The 17029-nt window shown below is 58.0% G+C and carries 14 protein-coding genes and 3 pseudogenes; 6 read left to right on the top strand and 11 right to left on the bottom strand.

Annotated features, from left to right (window positions below; translation table 11 throughout):
• Positions 1-99 precede the first annotated feature (99 nt).
• A pseudogene (locus WS75_RS33890) lies at positions 100-734 on the top strand (transposase); the annotation flags it as partial.
• 269 nt (positions 735-1003) lie between these two features.
• Here the strand turns inward: WS75_RS33890 and WS75_RS26580 are convergent.
• Positions 1004-2029: an IS110 family transposase gene (locus tag WS75_RS26580; RefSeq protein WP_059685222.1), complete on the bottom strand. Its 1026-nt coding sequence runs from the start codon at positions 2027-2029 to the stop codon at positions 1004-1006.
• Positions 2030-2074: 45 nt separating this feature from the next.
• Between WS75_RS26580 and WS75_RS26575 the strand changes: the two are divergent.
• Positions 2075-2596, top strand: a pseudogene (locus tag WS75_RS26575) (IS3 family transposase); the annotation flags it as partial.
• A gap of 253 nt (positions 2597-2849) precedes the next feature.
• Here the strand turns inward: WS75_RS26575 and WS75_RS34775 are convergent.
• The 6 genes and pseudogenes from WS75_RS34775 to WS75_RS26550 all read right to left on the bottom strand — a co-directional run bounded on the left by WS75_RS34775 (position 2850) and on the right by WS75_RS26550 (position 8744).
• Complete coding sequence (locus tag WS75_RS34775) at positions 2850-3869, bottom strand: hypothetical protein (RefSeq protein WP_257129456.1); 1020 nt, start codon at positions 3867-3869, stop codon at positions 2850-2852.
• A 204-nt stretch (positions 3870-4073) separates the two neighbouring features.
• Positions 4074-4394, bottom strand: a pseudogene (locus WS75_RS35145) (TniQ family protein); the annotation flags it as partial.
• A 43-nt stretch (positions 4395-4437) separates the two neighbouring features.
• Positions 4438-5472: a TniB family NTP-binding protein gene (locus WS75_RS26565; RefSeq protein WP_179948954.1), complete on the bottom strand. Its 1035-nt coding sequence runs from the start codon at positions 5470-5472 to the stop codon at positions 4438-4440.
• Positions 5462-7453 carry a DDE-type integrase/transposase/recombinase gene (locus WS75_RS26560; RefSeq protein ID WP_059684902.1) on the bottom strand — a complete coding sequence of 664 codons (1992 nt, stop codon included), beginning with the start codon at positions 7451-7453 and terminating at the stop codon, positions 5462-5464. Before WS75_RS26560 ends, WS75_RS26565 begins: the two co-directional genes overlap by 11 nt.
• Entirely contained in the window at positions 7450-8088 is a 639-nt protein-coding gene (locus tag WS75_RS32910; RefSeq protein WP_082729748.1) for a TnsA endonuclease N-terminal domain-containing protein, read from the bottom strand. Before WS75_RS32910 ends, WS75_RS26560 begins: the two co-directional genes overlap by 4 nt.
• 230 nt (positions 8089-8318) lie before the next feature.
• Complete coding sequence (locus tag WS75_RS26550) at positions 8319-8744, bottom strand: helix-turn-helix domain-containing protein (protein WP_082729747.1); 426 nt, start codon at positions 8742-8744, stop codon at positions 8319-8321.
• Between the two features lie 541 nt (positions 8745-9285).
• Here WS75_RS26550 and WS75_RS34985 point away from each other — a divergent pair.
• Positions 9286-9570, top strand: a complete 285-nt coding sequence (locus WS75_RS34985; protein WP_082729746.1) for an MbcA/ParS/Xre antitoxin family protein — start codon at positions 9286-9288, stop codon at positions 9568-9570.
• A gap of 199 nt (positions 9571-9769) precedes the next feature.
• Here the strand turns inward: WS75_RS34985 and WS75_RS26545 are convergent, their stop codons facing one another.
• From WS75_RS26545 to WS75_RS26535, 3 genes are read right to left on the bottom strand one after another with little or no spacing between them, the layout of a single operon-like run.
• On the bottom strand, positions 9770-12367 hold the full coding sequence (locus tag WS75_RS26545) for a S8 family peptidase (RefSeq protein WP_059684895.1): 2598 nt from the start codon (positions 12365-12367) through the stop codon (positions 9770-9772).
• 16 nt (positions 12368-12383) lie between these two features.
• Entirely contained in the window at positions 12384-13358 is a 975-nt protein-coding gene (locus WS75_RS26540) for an AAA family ATPase (protein WP_059684892.1), read from the bottom strand.
• Between the two features lie 46 nt (positions 13359-13404).
• On the bottom strand, positions 13405-13785 hold the full coding sequence (locus WS75_RS26535; RefSeq protein ID WP_082729745.1) for a helix-turn-helix domain-containing protein: 381 nt from the start codon (positions 13783-13785) through the stop codon (positions 13405-13407).
• A gap of 465 nt (positions 13786-14250) precedes the next feature.
• Here WS75_RS26535 and WS75_RS26530 point away from each other — a divergent pair, with 465 nt between their 5' ends.
• The 3 genes from WS75_RS26530 (at position 14251) to WS75_RS26520 (ending at position 16161) form a co-directional block, all read left to right on the top strand.
• Complete coding sequence (locus tag WS75_RS26530) at positions 14251-14958, top strand: PadR family transcriptional regulator (RefSeq protein ID WP_059684889.1); 708 nt, start codon at positions 14251-14253, stop codon at positions 14956-14958.
• A gap of 37 nt (positions 14959-14995) precedes the next feature.
• Positions 14996-15817, top strand: coding sequence for a siderophore-interacting protein (locus WS75_RS26525; protein ID WP_059684886.1), 822 nt, complete (start codon positions 14996-14998; stop codon positions 15815-15817).
• Between the two features lie 119 nt (positions 15818-15936).
• The gene (locus WS75_RS26520) at positions 15937-16161 is read left to right on the top strand and encodes a hypothetical protein (protein WP_059685218.1); all 225 of its coding nucleotides are present in this window, start codon (positions 15937-15939) and stop codon (positions 16159-16161) included.
• Between the two features lie 39 nt (positions 16162-16200).
• Here the strand turns inward: WS75_RS26520 and WS75_RS26515 are convergent, their stop codons facing one another.
• A complete protein-coding gene (locus WS75_RS26515; RefSeq protein ID WP_059684883.1) occupies positions 16201-16782 on the bottom strand; it encodes a phosphatase PAP2 family protein in 582 nt (193 codons plus the stop codon).
• Positions 16783-17029 lie beyond the last annotated feature (247 nt).

Raw genomic sequence — 17029 nt, 5'->3', positions numbered from 1 at the left:
CGTGTGTCTTTGTGCATCTGACCCTGACCCAAGAAATAGTCCGGCGCAAAAGTAGAGAAATTCGGCATGATGTGTCCAAGCGGACACGAAGGCCATGCCATGAAGACGAGCAAGTTTACGGAAGAGCAGATCGCATTTGCACTGAAGCAAGCCGAGCTGGGTACGAAGGTCGAAGAAGTCTGCCGCAAGCTCGGAATTAGCGAGGCGACTTTCTACAATTGGAAGAAGAAATTCGGAGGGTTGGGACCTTCCGAGTTGCGCCGGTTGCGCCAGCTCGAAGAGGAAAACGCGAAGCTGAAGCGACTTGTGGCGGACCTGAGCCTAGACAAGGCCATGCTGCAGGACGTACTCGCAAAAAAGCTCTGAAGCCTGCCCGTCGGTGCATGTTGATCGATGAGTTGCGTGATCGCTATCGAACAAGTCTGACGAAGACCTGTGCGTTGTTTGGCATGTCTCGTTCGCTGTATCGGTATCAGTCGGTCGCGCGCGATTCGTCGGCACTGCTCATGCGTATCAAGGAGATCACCGCCACGCGCGTGCACTACGGGTATCGACGCGTTCACGTGGTCCTGCGACGGGAAGGCTGGCGAGATAATTGCAAGCGCGTGTACAGGCTATATCGCGCGGAAGGCCTGTCGCTGCGGCATAAGCGGCCGCGGCGCAACAAGTCGGCACGCCTACGGCAGCCCAAGCATATCGTGACTACGATCAACGAAATCTGGAGCATGGATTTCTCTATGGTCCACCCGCAAACCGCAAGCGCAGACTGGTGGCGATAGACGACTCGCGTTTATCTATCCGGCCTGTAGCGATCCGATCGAAGCCGGATCTGGCCTGCATGATGTAGTCGCACGCTTCCGTCCCAATTAGTGGCGCGGCATGGTGTCTGCCGGAAGTCCATACGGGTTTGGGGAAGCGACGGATGGTCGTTTGCGCCATGCTGATTGGCTGCGCGAGCTGCGGAAAGAAGCGGCATCGAGGGTAGCGATCCGTCTGGTATGCGTCAGGCGTGATAGTGCAGGTTAAACTCCGCGCCGCTTCGCATGACGGCCCATGCAATGCGTACGAGTTTGTTTGCCAGAGCGCAGACCGCAATGTGCGCATGCCGGCGTTCGGCAAGTTGGATTAGCCAGTGCTGGATCGGATCGTTGGGATGCTTGTCTTTCCATACCCATAGCGCGCGGGCGCCCTGCACGAACAGGCGACGCAGATAACTGTTTCCCCTCTTTGTAATACCTAGCAAACGTGGCTTGCCGCCGGTTGTATGCTGCTGTGGCACCAGCCCTACCCAGGCGGCGAGATCGCGTGCCCGCCGGAACGTTGATGCATTGCCGACTGCGGAGACGATGGCGGTCGACAGCAAGACACCGACACCTGGAATCGTTTGAAGGCGTCGGCAAAGGTCACTCTCACGTGAGAGACATTTGAGCCGGTCGTTCATCTGTTCAATGGTTGATTCCGTGCGGTTCCACATATCGAGCAGCATGCGTCCAAGATCGCGCATCATGGGAGTTAAGCCGGAGTCTTCCTTCTCGAGCAGAGCGGGCAACACTGTGCGAAGCGCATAGAACCCCTGTGCAATCTCGATGCCGCGATCCAGCAGCAGTCCGCGAATCTGGTTGGTCAATGCCAGGCGTTGCTGGAGCATGCGTTCGCGGGCGCGATGCAGCGCCTGGACATCCATCTGTTCCTCTGACTTGAGCGGCACAAACCGCATCGCCGGAAGTCGGACAGCTTCGGCAATAGCCTGAGCGTCGTTAAAGTCGTTCTTCTGCGATTTGACGAACGGCTTGACGTACTGTGCTGGCAGAAGTTTGACGTCGTGGCCGAAGCCCTGAAATTTGCGGGCCAGATACTGCGAGCCACAGCATGTTTCGATGCCGACAAGGCACGGTGGATGTTGTGCCATAAGCTGCAGGAGTTGATTACGCCCCAACTTCTCGCGCAGCACGACTTTGCCAGCAGCGTCGCAGCCGACGACGTGGAACCAACGCTTGCCGAGATCGATTCCTAACGTGACCGAGTTCATGGCAGCCTCCATGGGTGGTAGCGCCACTACGATAGAAGAAGCGGGTGGACCATACCATTAGTTGCAGATGCGCTGTTCGATGGGAGACGCCTTCGGACACTGACCGTCGTCGACAACTACACACGGGAATGCTTGGCCATCGAGGTCGGCCAAAGTTTGAAGGGTGAACACGTGGTCGAAGCGTTGACGCGTATCACCGCCATGCGCGGCCACCCGGCCACGATCAAGGTCGACAATGGCAGCGAGTTCATCTCGAAGGCAATGGATCGCTGGGCATATGAACATGGCGTTGAACTGGATTTCAGCCGACCGGGCACGCCGACTGACAACGCCAAGGTCGAAAGCTTCAACGGACGCTTCCGGCAGGAATGTCTGAACGCGCATTGGTTCTTGTCATTGGCCGACGCGCAGAGCAAAATCGACGACTGGCGCACGTACTATAACGAGGTTCGTCCCCACTCCGCATTGCAGTGGATGACGCCTGCCGAATTCGCCCGTCAGGCAAGGGAATCTGCCTCGCCCGACAACTCAACCGAGCCGGAAATCTCCACTTCCGATCGGGACTAATTCCGGTTCAGGGTCACACACCTGAAACAAGCGCCGCGCCGCAACGAAGCCACATTCGGGTCGATCAGCCGAAGCTTGCCGCCGGCGACGATCCGCTCTTGACGAGCGACTGCACCGGGTTCTCGAAGCAGGCCCAAGCCGCCATCGCGACGAACCCACCAACGCGGCTCCACCGCACGTCGAGCTTCTCGAGATCTGCTGTTATGTGTTGGGTTGACGAGGATGGCGGTGACGGGCGTGGGCGAAACTGCCTTCACGATGGCGTCGATATCGTCCGGCTTGGTGGCGCCAGCGCGGGAAGCACATTGGCGCCTGCCTGCGAATACGCCTTCAGCCGTGTCAGCGAGCCCTCAAGCTTGGTTCTTTCCAGCGCCTCTCGAGAAAACAGCCAGCCGGTAAACCCTGGCTTGCCCCTCAGCACTGCTTCCGGCTTCATTTCGCCGCTAAGGATCAACCGGAAAAGACGCTCGACCATCTCGTTACGCCAAGCGCACGACCGAAGCACCCGTGCCAACGCTATCTGTCCGGCGCCCTCATAATCGACGAGCGGTAAATCTTCGGCAAGCTTGAGTAGCTTCTCGATACCGGATCTCAACACTTGCACATTTACTCGTTTGTTGAACTGCACGGTGCCTCCTTGAGCCTCCGGAAAGAGGAGCGGGAGCAACACGATCTGCCGTCGATTCGAAATCCCAAGATTTCGTAGCGCCTTGATACCCGCCTGCTCATGCAAGATCTGCCGAATCTTCGGTAGGTCTTCGCGCCGAACTGCTAGCAACATTCGCCTGCTTCGAGTTGGGCGATATTTGACCTCGATTAGCCCCTTCCCGGCCAACTCCTTGAGCTTCTCCTCTTTCATTTTGAGTTCTCGAGCAGCGCTGGAGGCCCACATCCAGGGCAATCGAGATGAAACGGCGTCCACCATGGAATTTTTTCGATCAAGCGAAGGCCACGGCCAATGGTCGACAAGGTACTGCAAAAAGCACTCCTTCAGGAATCCGAATTGCGCTTTATGATGATTTGAGCGAATATAAAGATAGATGCCGCGGAAGGTTGATTCGATGGATCCCTCTTCATCGCCTCGCTCCCTGTGCATGGCTCTCAGATACGTCGAAAAGCCAGATGGCCAAGCTGATAGTGCATCAGCCGATGGTTCGAGAGTCGCGATAGCGTTGCTCATTTCGCCGACGTGACTTGCCCCACGAAAGTAACTGCCCTTGTCGGCATCGGCCGGGCTCCCGAAGTGCACAACAAGAACAATCATCTCATGCAACGAAAGTCCATCGAATACAGAAGATTCTCCGCAAAAATTTGGAAGCCTACTAGCTATTATTGAGGATAGCTCAGTGAACTTCGTTGGTGCTGACGATGTTTGCATGTCTGCAAACCGTTCTCCACAGTCGCAGCAAAGCAGCGATTTTCTTGTCCAAAGTATGGGCCGGTTGCACGCGCCACACCGATCGATCAGCCAGCATCGATGCTTGGTGCACGCTAGATAGGGACGCAATTCCCACTCGGCTGCCCAGCGCGTCTGTTCGCGCAAGCAAAGCGGGCAGCACCGTGCAGTCTTGTTCAGCCACGCCCTCGGCGCAGAGCGACGCAAACTGATCAGACTATTCAAGTATCGTCTCGATTCGACCGGGGGCGCGATACGATCCCAAGACAACGCCTTCTCAAGAGCCGTCTCGTCGAGGACTACACCAAGCTGATACAGGCGATCTAGCGAGATACCATTGCTGACGGCGATGCGCTTCATATAGGCCGAACTCGCCTCTCCGACCTGGATGACCGGGTGCATAAACATCCTTGGAGGAGAGGCGATTGCAACCGCTACCGACGATTCAGCGGAGTTTCTTGCCATTTCCATTCACGTCGCGAGCGAGATACCAGAAGGGCTCACCAGTACCCACGAGATCACGCAACTCCGCATCGGGGTGAAATGGATTGAGCCTACCTACCCCACCAGCCCAGACCTCCTCGGCAAAAGCTTGTTCGAATTCCGTAAGACCGAGCCGACTCTTACCACGCTCAATGGCACACAAAACCGCCCCGTCGATGATCTTGGCAACGTAGTCGATTACACCGGCGGAAGCCAAGTACATTCTCATCGCGAAATCCGGAGAATAAAGCTCGGAGCACGGCAAGGGTAATCGGCTCTGCATGTACTTCAGTACGCCAGCAAATTCCCGACGATCGTCCGACAGCGCCCAATCAAACCGACGCAGCTCATGATGCGCTGAGAATCGCCGGGTCAGCTGAGGGTTAGCCTCCAGAACCGTAGCACTCTTCGGCAGGCCCGCTACGATCATCACAATGCTGCTAGCCTCCAGGAGATTCTTCAACCAATCCGTTGCGCGACTTGCCTCCGCTATCTGCCCGGCGTCAACGAAATGCTGAAATTCATCGATGATCAGCAATTCCACCCTGCATTGTTTGAGTAGCTCGAGGAGGTATATCGTCCGATCTTCCGCCGAAGCTCGACGTATTCGATCCCCTAGTGCATGGAGGATCGCCTGCACGAGGTTCTTGATGGTTGGCCTCGATGGCATGACAACATATAGCACCGGAACAACCGGGCCTTCGGTTGTTTCAAACCGCTCGAACTGGCTGGCATAGAACTTCAGGATGGTGGTCTTCCCGGTTCCAGTGTGTCCCAAGAATGCTAGTGCGCGCGGCCCCGGTGACATCGCTCGCCATTGACGATGAATAGCAGCGATCCGCCGCAAAGCGATGCAGAATCGGTCATAGTGGATGAGTTCCTTTCGTATCGAAAATCTGACGACCAGAGCACGTGACTTCTTCGCGTCCTCAGGAAGGCCGATCGTCGCAAGAAAATCAAGAGGATCTTTTTTGATGGTTTGGATATCAGTACCCACGAGCGTCTCCTTGATACTTGGGATTCGGCGAGCTATTCAGATCGGGGATCTGTCCGATGTCGAACGAGTCAGGCATAGGCTGTTGCGATTCTCGGATACGTGGCCGACTCGAGTTGCGAGAGCGACGACGATCGCTCGACTCATCAGAAAACACTTGCTCGCTGTCCGTGATATCGAGGGAAGCAGCTCGCTTGCGATCTCGCAGTTTCTTCGCCCGCAAAGCTTCGCGAATCATGGACTGGATCTCAGCCTTCACTCGCAACAGATGCTCGTCGTTCCACTTGTTCCCGTGAGCAAACCTTGTCCGTTGGCGAATCAGAAGATGCTGGTGTAAGGTCATGCCGTCCGCATAGTTCGCGAATCGTTGCGTAACGGGCACCTTGAAATAGCTCCCAGCTTCGTCATCAAAGACGTGGATGTAGCTGACATCATCTTCGTAGCGCTTCAACTGCACGTGCGTCCGGTAGTTGCGCGCACGGCTGCGCAGTACCTGGAGGTGTTCGTTGTTGTAGTACAGGCCATCAAGCTCGACGCCGTAATGCCAAACGGTTCGGCTCTCCGGTAGTCCCGTCAATACATCGAGCAGTTGCGGGTGTGCCGGCAGTTCGATCCGTACGTTCGCGATACCCTGTTGCCATTTTTCTGCTGGAGTCATTCCCAACGCGCGATGCGGCGTATGGTGATACTCGTCGACGATCCATTTGATAAGGATCTGCGTCAGCGTCTTCAGATCGATCGCGGCCAGTTGCTCCGCCGGATAATCGCCACGTTCATCGACGCACGAGAACACGGTCCCCGGCAGCTTATGCATCACTGAGCGCTGGATTGTGCCGATTACTCGCTCGACAGCCCCTTTGAACTCCGGTTGCCCCGCGGGGCAATAGAGCATCGAGATGCCCATCTCGCCACACACCATCTGGACCGCTTCCGCGTGGAGCTCCATGCCGTTGTCGACGGCAACGAGGTGCGGAATGCCGTACCCAGGATGTTCGCGATGCAGATCGACAATCTTGCCCCATCCCGCCTTTGGCAAGATCGCGCGTTTGAGGCACTGCAGTACCGATTGGGCCGAGGGAGTTCGGAAGCTTATGTAGAAGCCAAGAATGACTCGACTGTATCGGTCGATAGCAACCGTGATCCACGGCCGGCCCAACGGCAGGTTCGTGGCCAGATCGATCACCAGGACATCCAGAGGCGTGTGGTCGATCTCGACACGATGCAAGGGAAAATCGGCTGTGGCCATTCCCTTCACCCAACGGGCCTTTCTAGCGGCAAGGTCTTTCCCCAGCCGCGCTTCGTCCGCCACGTTCTGATCGAGGTTCCTCAACCAGCGATACACCGTCGACTCGACAGGACAGGTGAGCGGCGACTGATCAGGTCGATTCTTGTTGTATTGGTTGATCTTCTCGACCAAGCTACCGTAGACATCTTGTCCCGAACGCTTCTGTGGATCGAGATATATCTCGTTAACAGCCTCCTCAAATAGCACCTGGATGACGCCATCGCGTCGACGCCCGCTATTCGTTCTGCGATCGGTCAGCTTGGTGACACATTGCGTGTATCGATATTGTCTCCACCAGCGCTTGATACTGCTGACCGAGGGCACCACCGTATCGCCGATCTCTGCAGCAATCTTCGCGGTCTGTTCGCGTATCCACGCGTTCGTATCAGTGAAACTGTCCGTCAGCTTCTGCATGTAAATGTGCCGACGCCGTGCATTTTGCTGATGGTGTTTCGGGAATGTAGAGAGATCGCGTGGAACGGCCGTGAACAGCACGTTCGGATCGACATTCAGACTCTGCTCATCGATTGACATCGTGTTGAGCAAAACCGCTTGGTAAAGCTCGTCGCGACTCATCGTGCGCGGCTCGCCCTCATCACACTCGAGCTTTATCTTCCCGAAAGCCGTCCGGCCAATAATCGTCCATCGTTTGAGTCCTTCTCGGAATACCAGACCCTTCTTGAAGGTGAATCGGATCATGATTGCTCCTCCGAAGCGAAGCGCAGCATGGTCGAATTCGTCAATGCGGTGTCGCGATCGAACTCCAGGCAACCTGCTGACAGCAGACGCATGATCGCATGTTCACTCCCTGCGATTGAACAGGCACGGCCAAATGTCAACGGTTGAACCTGAGCTAAACGCCGCAAAAGCTCAACACGTTCGAATCCAGATGGAGTGGATCGGCGGTGATAGCTTAGGCGCTCAAGATTGGCAATTCTTGCTGCACCTCCGACGTCGCGCTCGGTCAAAACCTTGAACGACTGACCTCGATGCGCGTAGTGCTGCGCGATATCTTGCAGCCGCTCACGCAGGTCAACCCGACGTAGCTTCGATGAAGGCTTGATCTCGACATGTACAGACGCTCCATTTCTCATCGTCAGTTCGAAATCGGGAAAGTACTGCCGTACTCGATGGTGGCGGTCGCGATAAGTCACTCGGGTCGGTTGCTCGCGATAGCGTGCGACGTCCGGCGAAAACTCGAAGTGCATGGCCGCATCGAACTCAAGCCGCGATTCACACTGTACGAGCGCGCGATTCTTGGTTGAGGGATACAAGTAGCGGACACGTCGTCCAGATCGGGTCAGCACTTTGCGTGCAGTAGTCGTCTTCTTCATGGTTCAGCAATAGGAGATCCGCCCGCTCTTCACGCGGGTACGGATACGGATAGCACCAAATTTCGGACGTAAGTACACCCCGCCACGCGTGCTACGCGTGGTCGATGGATACAAACGGAAGGGAAGAAGGCTTGACGATATGGATCATCTGGACGAAACTACCGGCGTCAACTAGTGGTGCGTCCAGCCCACACAAGAAGCGGGGCAAGCCTTTGGGTTTGTCTCGCTTTTTACATTTTGGCGTCCTCCTTGCCTCTTCTGACCACGCGACCAACAATTGGTCGCTCCACCTCCTGGCTCATTCCACTTCGCATTGCGATGACATCGCGAATCACGCGCACTTGCGCATCGGTCAACCTGTCCAGGTCGTGCCAAAGCTCGCTGCAGAGACGATATACGTCGGCAGACGCCGTATGAGGAATCGTGAAGTGTCGTTGCGAGAGCAACAGGGCATCGTGCAGACTTGCGTATTCGTCTTCCGTAAGCCGCAGACTCGCTGACAGCCTGTCAACGATAGCCGGCGAAGGAGGGCCCTTCGTGCCGAGCTCAAGGGCCGAGACGTAGCTTTGCTCAAGCGCCATGGCAACTGCCAGATCCTTCTGACGGATGCCATAGCGAAGTCTGAGTGCGCGCAGTCGTTCGGAAAAGGGGCTCACCTGGTTAACTCATGAAAGGAGTTCTTAGCACCGAGCGATGTTATGGCGACTTCGCGCAAGAAGTCAAAAGCACAGCTTTGATTTTAGGGAGCTTTTTGTACTTCGCATGCGATGCAATAGGATAATTACAGAGACACGGACGCGCGCTGAAAACGCCACCCACCAAGGGATTCGTCGATTTCAGCGCGAGTTAGAATGTTTCTTCTGGAACAAAACCCCCAGCGGATATCTGAGCTCCGGTCAGCAATACAGCTCTTTGCAACGACTGGGGATCGTTTCGATCTAAGCTCGGCAACCAGCCACCAATGTGCCTACTCTCCGTCCGCAACAACCCGCAAACCTCACCTCTCGGAAGAAATGCTCTTCTCGCCGCCGGCACACAATTTCGACCGAGCAGTCCCATCTCTCGGTCATCCTCGAGCCTAGGAATTCGACCAAATTAGCAACATAATTCTCAGCACGACAAAAAATGAAGCTACACGCGATGGGCTTCGACAGGTGACGTCTTTGTCAGCCGAGAAAATTCAAGCATGAGGTGCACATGTACAGCATCAATGAAACCTTCGGTGCAGAATTTCCGTCCGTTGGTCCGAATTCAGACATCCCATCCACCGTGATCGACATGCTTACTGCGCTTGTGCAAAAGATGGTCGATGAATCCGGGAATCCTAATGACTTTGACTCACGCGCGTGGATACTTGACTGGATTCACTCCCCGATTCCTGCTCTTGGTGGGAGACGGCCGACAGACTACCTTCACACACCCGATGGAATTGATCTAATTTCGAGGATGCTAGTGAGCGGACAAATGGGTGCCTACTGGTAAATCAATTCGGCCTATGGCGCCACGAGTTCGTTCGGTTCGACGTCTGACGACCGGGTCAACGATCGCGTCAGAGGCTGTCCACAGATCGCACCTCTCGCTCCAGCCCGAGCGACGCCGACAGGTTGGTCGCACGAAGCCGCTCGCGCAGCAGGTACGACTGCAGCCTGCACACCAGGTAGCGGGCCTTGCTCCCGAGGGGCTACTCTGCTGCAGGCCGAATACCAATCGGCGGTTTGATTCGGGCGCGAATCTCTTGGTACACCGGAATTCCCGAATCAACCGCGACCTCCAAGGAAATACATAGCGCGAATCGGACGTTGCCGACGAGGTCGCCAGCTTCAGCGGCACAGTTCACCTTGCACTCGAATCGATCGCCATCTATGAATGCTACGGCGTCCTCGCCCTCCAATATCTCGTGCTGCACCGTTCCTCGCAAGGCCGTCTTATCGTGAACGCTGTTGGTTCTCTTGATACGCAGTTGTTCCTGAGGTGGCGTGATCCATAGCTTCGCTCGCCGATACCCCTGATGCGCGCAGTTAATGGGCGACATCCAGGCTAGCGTCACAGTCAGCCTCCGCCACGCCTTCTTACCAGCCAAGGTCGGCGGTAGTGGTGCCGAGAAAACAAACGCTTTCTCGGCTTCCAGTTCACCCACACCGAGCAATGTCGCGCGCTCGGCCGCGCAAGCAATAGATCGTGCGATATCGACAATCCCATAGCCGAGCCAGCGAGTGACGTAGTCCTTCTGGGCAACTCGCCGCGTATTGTGGTCCGCAATAGTTGCCAGCTCGGGCCGTTCAGCCAGCAGCCGATCTGGCCAATCACCCCATTGCGCCCCATGTACCAGCATTGCTTTAAGCAGCACTGCGTCGTAATTCTGGCCGGGCGCATCATCCGCCTCAGCGCGAAGGGCCTCAAGCACCTCATATGCTTGCGCAGCAGCCCGACTTGCGAGAGCTGCGGCGTTGCTCGTTCCCCTGGTATAGGCGGTGTCGGTTATCGTTTCGCCCTGAACCGGCGGCATCGCCACACGGTGTCCCGGCGCAGCACCAGCAGTAACGACGTCCAAAGTGCTTGCCATGGGATCGGGCAACATCCTTGCCCGATAGAGTGCCCGTCCGCCAGGCATCAAGATGTCCGGTTTGACAGCACGTCTAAACCCATGGCCAATCCGGGATAACGGACTCAGTCCCCCCAGAGAAAATAGGTCATATCGATCTGGAACCACTGGATACGTCGAACGATCCGCATGCAGTGCCCCAACCGTCAGGATATTCATCGCTTCAGCGGGCGTCAGCAAGCGACGCGCGGCATCCTCCTTGGTCATAGCCGTAAAGGCAAGAGCTGCGCGCTGCTCCGCGGTTAAGCCAGCAAGAGCGTTAGACGCAACCTCCAAATTTAACGGTCGCATATCGTTGCCGGCGCTAACGATAAAGAGCACAGAATATTTGACAGACAACCAGTCGAGGAGCCGAGCCCAAGGCGACATCTCACGCTCGAACAAGCGCGAATCATCACCAATCGATAGGTTGATCACCCGCACCGACGGGGCCACTGGATCCTCTCCTGCGTCGCCATCGAAGATGCGTTTGACAGCACGGTGGATCAGGTCAACAAGCAGTACATCATCCGGCGTGGACTCTCGGCGTCGCGCGTTGAAACCGTCGTTCGCGTCCGGACGCAGAACTGGTCGAACATAAAGCGGCCTATTCAGCGGCAATGACTGTCCGTCGAGTTCACCATTCAGGATCAGTGAAGCCATCGCCGTGCCGTGAACGCGATCCTTGACCTCGTATTGGTCTTCCCATCCATCGGGATCGTCTATCAGCAGGCGCCGTTGGAGCTGATGGTGGTTCTGCAATGGCAACCCGTCCAGCAACGCGACAACAGGCGCCTTATCTGCAACCTCCGCTACTCCCTCGCCTGCCATCACCTCTAGCTCATTCGCACCATCGGTCACCGACTGCGCCTTGGGCCGGAAAAACATAATGCGATCCGACAGCACTAGTTCGGGAGTTTCGCCGTTCAACACCCTCGCCACCGCTGCCGCAGGAAGTGCCACCAGAAACCCGTGGTAAGCAATCTCCGCTATCGACGCCGAGCGCAGTATCTGCCCTCCTAGCCCCTGTACGAGCGCGGCGATTTCCGCCCGTGTTGCCTCGTTCTTGGCAGCGGATGCAAAATGCCATGCCTCGATTTCGAACCTGATCGTCTGTTGGCCTGCGTCGAGGCAATCCTGCCAGTACGCGCGAACGTCCACACCTATGCGATCAGCCACGCTCCAGTAGCGGATGTTACGCAGGTGGCCGAAGACGGTTCTGAATCTGTTTAGCCCCAGTTCAAACTTCGCACTGGGGTCAGCTTGGTAGCGATTCCAGAGTGTGAGTAGCTGAGTTAGAGCCTGCTGATTACTGGACAACAAGAACAGTCTTCCGCCGAAGGCTTTTCCTTCCCTGTTTTCGACAAAGAAATCTTCGTCCGGCGCAATCTGATCTTCCGCCCACTCTACCAACCACTCGAACCCCGGAATCTTCGCAACCGCGTTGGCAAAGTCCTTTACCTCCCCCGCGATCTCCAGCACCAAGACAAGCTCGGGGTTTTCCAGCGGAGCCACTTGCTGCAACTTGAGACGCTTCGCGTCGAAAGCCTGTTGCAGCACGTTGAGTTGCGGCGCAATGCGTACCCGCTGCCTCGCTATGTCAGGAACGTGGATGGAGCCACCGCCCCCTCCGAGAGAATTTCGATCAGCCGGAGTGGGCTGGGGAAAGACAAGAAGAGGGTAGTTTTCCGTGGCCATCCGCCAGATCGCCTTATTATGGATTTACGCTAAAGCGAGCTTGCCATTGTTTTAGCCTCGACGCCACAATGGACTTCAAATTCGAAGTTGGCAGCGACAAAATATACCGGCGCTGCACATCTTCGCAGAACTGCTCTAATTCAGAGAAGCTGTTGACATCGATTTTCGATGCGAGCGTCTTCGCGGAGAAGCCCAATGACGAATCAAACTTGGCCTGAAACCGCAAGAACCACTCTTCCTTCTGCGCTAAAGTCGGCGCAGGCAGGGATAAGCGAAGCTGGAAACGTCGCCACACAGCACGATCCAGCAGCTCGGCATGGTTGGTTGCCGTAACCACCACTACATGACTCGGCAAGGCATCAATTTGCAGCAGTAGCGAACTGACAACGCGCTTGATCTCACCGGTCTCATGGACGTCACCGCGCTCTTTGCCGAGAGTGTCGAATTCGTCGAAGAACAAAACGCACTGATGGGTGCGCACGAAATCGAAGAGGCGTTTGAGCCTCCCGCTTGTCTCGCCCAGAAAGCTGCCGATAACAGCTTCGTAGCGGACAACAAAAAGCGGTACGAGCAGCTGTGCCGCGATCGCCTCGGCCAGAGAGGTTTTGCCATTGCCAGGCGGTCCGGACAAGAGGACTCGATGCCTCGGCTCAAGTCCATAGGATCGCAGCAGGTCCTTGCGATGCTGCTCTTCCACGAGTTCCCGGCACGCCTCCAGCGCCGGAGCATCGAGGAACAGCGATTCCAGTGTCCGACGAGGGTCCACTTCATATAGAAGCCCGCCATGACCACCGTCAAACGAACGCACGACCTCGGCCGGACGCGATTTGGCTCCAACTGCGCGAAGATTAGCTTCCAGTTTGTCGGCCAACTGATGATGACGCTTGGCGCGCTCTTCCGCAGCCATTGCCTCGACAGTGGTCCGTAGGAGCTGTTGGTCTCCCTGGCTACCAGCCTTGACGAGGTTGACTATGAGGTCCGCTCGGGACATTTCTCTACCTCTCGGATCACAAACTCAATGTACTTGATAACAATATTCAGGCTGTCACACGAATCGCAGGATCGCCTGTCTCGTGGTGCGGCTTGACCACGATCTCCACTTGCTGGCCCATCGCGAGAAGTGCCTGCAACAAGCGCTCCAAAGATATTCCATGGAGCTTGTAGTTCCTGATCGCCGACACCCTGGGCTGGGACATTCCCAGCAGCTGGGCAGCGGCACTTTGACTTAGCCGGCGTTCGCCCAACAGGGCGTTGAGTTTCGATGCCAAAGCCATCTTGGCTGAATCGGCATCGAAATCATCGCCTGACAGTATCTCATCGTTGACAGCATTCCCATTGTCGGCTTCCGTTGCATGAGGCCGTCTTCGGCGACGCGTGTTCGTGCTGCGTGATCGCTGGTCTTGGTGGCTGGTTGGCATCGCGGCGTCTCGTCTCACCTTGCGCGGGTCGATTATACCAAAATTGATATAAACGCTACTCGTTACTCTATAACGAGCGGCATGTCGGACCACTACACACGAATTCACCTCAGCTTCATTGCCGCAACGCCCTCCTGCTGACGCGCTCAAGATCGCCCACCAGGAACGCCCGCGTGTCTGCGAACGTGACCGCACCACCCGGTGCCGCCGCCGTCGGGAACGATGCGCGTCGGGTGTCTGATCAGACCGACCAGACAAAACGTTGGGAGTTTCAATGAAAACTATTTGATTTTTATATCAATAGTTTTGATCAAATACTGCAAAAAAGGCCACCTTTTTTGCCAACCTACAAATTGTTCGCCCGACAGCTGGGCCCGCCGATCATCCATCCCCAATAATCCTCCTTGACACTCTATCTTTCGATATATATCTTTCGATATGTTTTACGACACATAGGACACGATCATGCGACACAACCCCTCCCGCGGCCATGCCCGATGCGACGGTCATGGTGCGCATGCCGGCCCTGACTGGTACACCAGCGTCTGGCAAGCAATCGGCCGCCATCGGCGCGGTCACGACCCATTCGGCGGCGGCCCGTTTGGCGGCCGCGGCGGACGCGGCTTTGGCGATTTCGGCGACGACGGCATGCCGCGTGGCCGCCAGTTCAGCTCCGACGATCTCCAGCTGCTGCTGCTCGCGCTGGTCGCCGAGCAACCGAGCCACGGTTACGAACTGATCAAGGCGCTCGACACGCGCTCGAACGGTTTCTACAGCCCGAGCCCCGGCATGGTGTATCCGGCGCTCACGTATCTCGAGGAAGTCGGCTTCGTCGTGTCGCAGGCGGAAGGCAACCGCAAGCGCTACGCGCTGACCGACGCCGGCCGCGCGCACCTCGATGCGCAGCGCGAGCGCGTCGACACCCTGTTCGCGCGCCTCACGCATCTCGCACGCAAGATGGAATTCATGCGCCGCGCGTTCGCCGGTGAATCGGCAGGCGGCGAAACGCAGGACGAAACGCAGCCCGGCTGGCTGCCGGAGTTCGTCGAGGCCCGTCTCGCGCTGAAGCGCGCACTGCTCCACAAGAGCGCCGCCGACGCCGACGAACAGCGGCGTATCGCGGCGATCATGCGCCGCGCGACGGCCGAAATCGAAGGCGGCACCGGCGCGTGACCCGCGCCGCCCGTCCACACCCAAGGAGAATGGATCGATGCAGAACCTATCCGAACGCGCCGTTACCCGCGTGCGCCATACGCTGAAGTTCCGCCTGCTGCAGGTCGTGCGCGTGCATGCGGTGACGCCGCACCTGCTGCGCGTCACCCTCGGCGGCCCCGACCTCGCGGATTTCGAATCGTCTTCGTTCGACGATCACGTGAAGGTGTTTTTCCCGCCGCCCGGCGCCGACCGGCCCACAATGCCGACGCTCGGCGCGAATGGCCCCGAGTTTCCCGAAGGCCAACCGAAGCCGGTCGCACGCGATTTCACGCCGCGCCGCTTCGATCGCACCGCGTGCGAACTCGATCTGGAATTCGTGCTGAACCATCCCGGCCCCGCATCGCAGTGGGCGGCGCAGGCGCGCGTCGGCCAATGGCTCGGTATCGGCGGCCCGCGCGGTTCGTTCGTGGTCCCGATCGATTTCGACTGGCATCTGCTGATCGGCGACGATACGGCGCTGCCGGCCATCGCGCGCCGTCTCGAGCAATTGCCGGCCGGCTCGCGTGCGGCAGTCGTGCTGGAAGTCGCGGATCGCACCGCGCAGATCGCGTTCGATACGCGTGCCGACGTGCATGAGCTCTGGCGCTTTCGCGCCGAAGCCGACGCGGCGGACGGCGACGTGCTGCTGAATGCGGTGCGCGAATTGCCGCTGCCGTCCTCCGGCGACGGTTACGTGTGGGCGGCCGGCGAAGCGCAGTCGATGCGTGCGGTGCGACAGCACCTGACTGGCGAGCGTGGCGTCGACAAGTCGCGCATCCGCGCGGCGGCATACTGGAAGCGCGGCGCAGCGGCCGTGCACGAAACGCTGGAAGACTGACGCGAACGGGAGCCCGAACATCGTCGGGCTTGGCATCGGCGGGGCGGCTGGTATATATCTATGTCTGCGACGCCGCTGTCGGGCGACAGCCGGCGCAGCCCGCCCAGGAGCGCCCGTTCATGACAAAAGAAAGCCACGCTTCGCCTTTCCGTCATAACCTGAAGATCGCCGGCTATTGCGGCCTGGCGGCCATCGTGCTCGCGCTGTTCGTTGCGATGTGCGCGATCCTGAAAGAAAGCGCACTCGAACGTGACGCCGCACGGCACCCGGGCGAGACGCCCGAACTGCACGAAGCGGGCGGCGGCCCGTCGACTTCGGCTGAAGCGGCCAAGACGCCCGGTTGACGGCGTCCGGCCCGAACTTCTCCCGCGTAGTTCTCTCTCTCAGGGCGCTCGCTCGCGCCCCATCATCACCGCGTGCACGACGTCGCCGATCCGTTCGAGCAACTCGACGATGCGTTGTCCGTACAGATGCGCGGCCAGCGCGCCGGCGGTGCCGACCAGCACGCCGCCGGCCATGTCGAACGGCCAGTGCACGCCCGCATACACGCGGCCCCATGCAATCACCACGGCCATCGCGGCCATCACGAACCCGGTCACCCGCGTGCTGCCGGCGAGCATCATGCCGACCGCGAGACTCCACGCGAAGGTCATGTGATCGCTCGGAAACGAGCTGTCCGGCGCATGCGGAATCAGTTGCGTGCCGACGCCGGCCATGAACGGCCGCGGCGAAAACCAGAAATGCCCGATGACCTGCGCGAGCGCCAGCGCCACGCACGTGCCGACACCGGCTTCGATCGCCTGGCGGCGCGTCGGGCGCTCGCCGAAGATCCAGGTCAGCAGCAGCATCGCGGGCAGCGCAAAGACCAGCCAGTCGGCAGCGAAGATCGCGACGCGAGCAACACTGGGGGGCGGCACGGCGCCGGCATTGATGGCGGAAAACAGGGTGAGATTGAGGTTCTGCATGAATGCGGTTGCCTGGGGCGTAACAATTGGACCGGGCGTGCCGGCCGGGTGGAACGATGCTAGTGCTCACTCGCTTAAGTAACGCTTAATGCGTCGGACGGCCGATGATCAGGACCGGGCCCATGCGTCGCGCGCGAACGCGCTTAGAGACGGTTTCAAAATGGCCCCTTGGGGCTGTTAACTTTCGCGACGAGCTGTTAACCTCAGGCATCGGAACAACCGAGACTGAGGAGATGGGCAAGCCGAT

It is taken from the genome of Burkholderia sp. FL-7-2-10-S1-D7, assembly GCF_001524185.1.
GTDB lineage: Bacteria > Pseudomonadota > Gammaproteobacteria > Burkholderiales > Burkholderiaceae > Burkholderia > Burkholderia diffusa.
The sequence above is the reverse complement of the archived record's forward strand: the minus strand, read 5'-3'. Positions and strand labels throughout refer to the sequence as shown.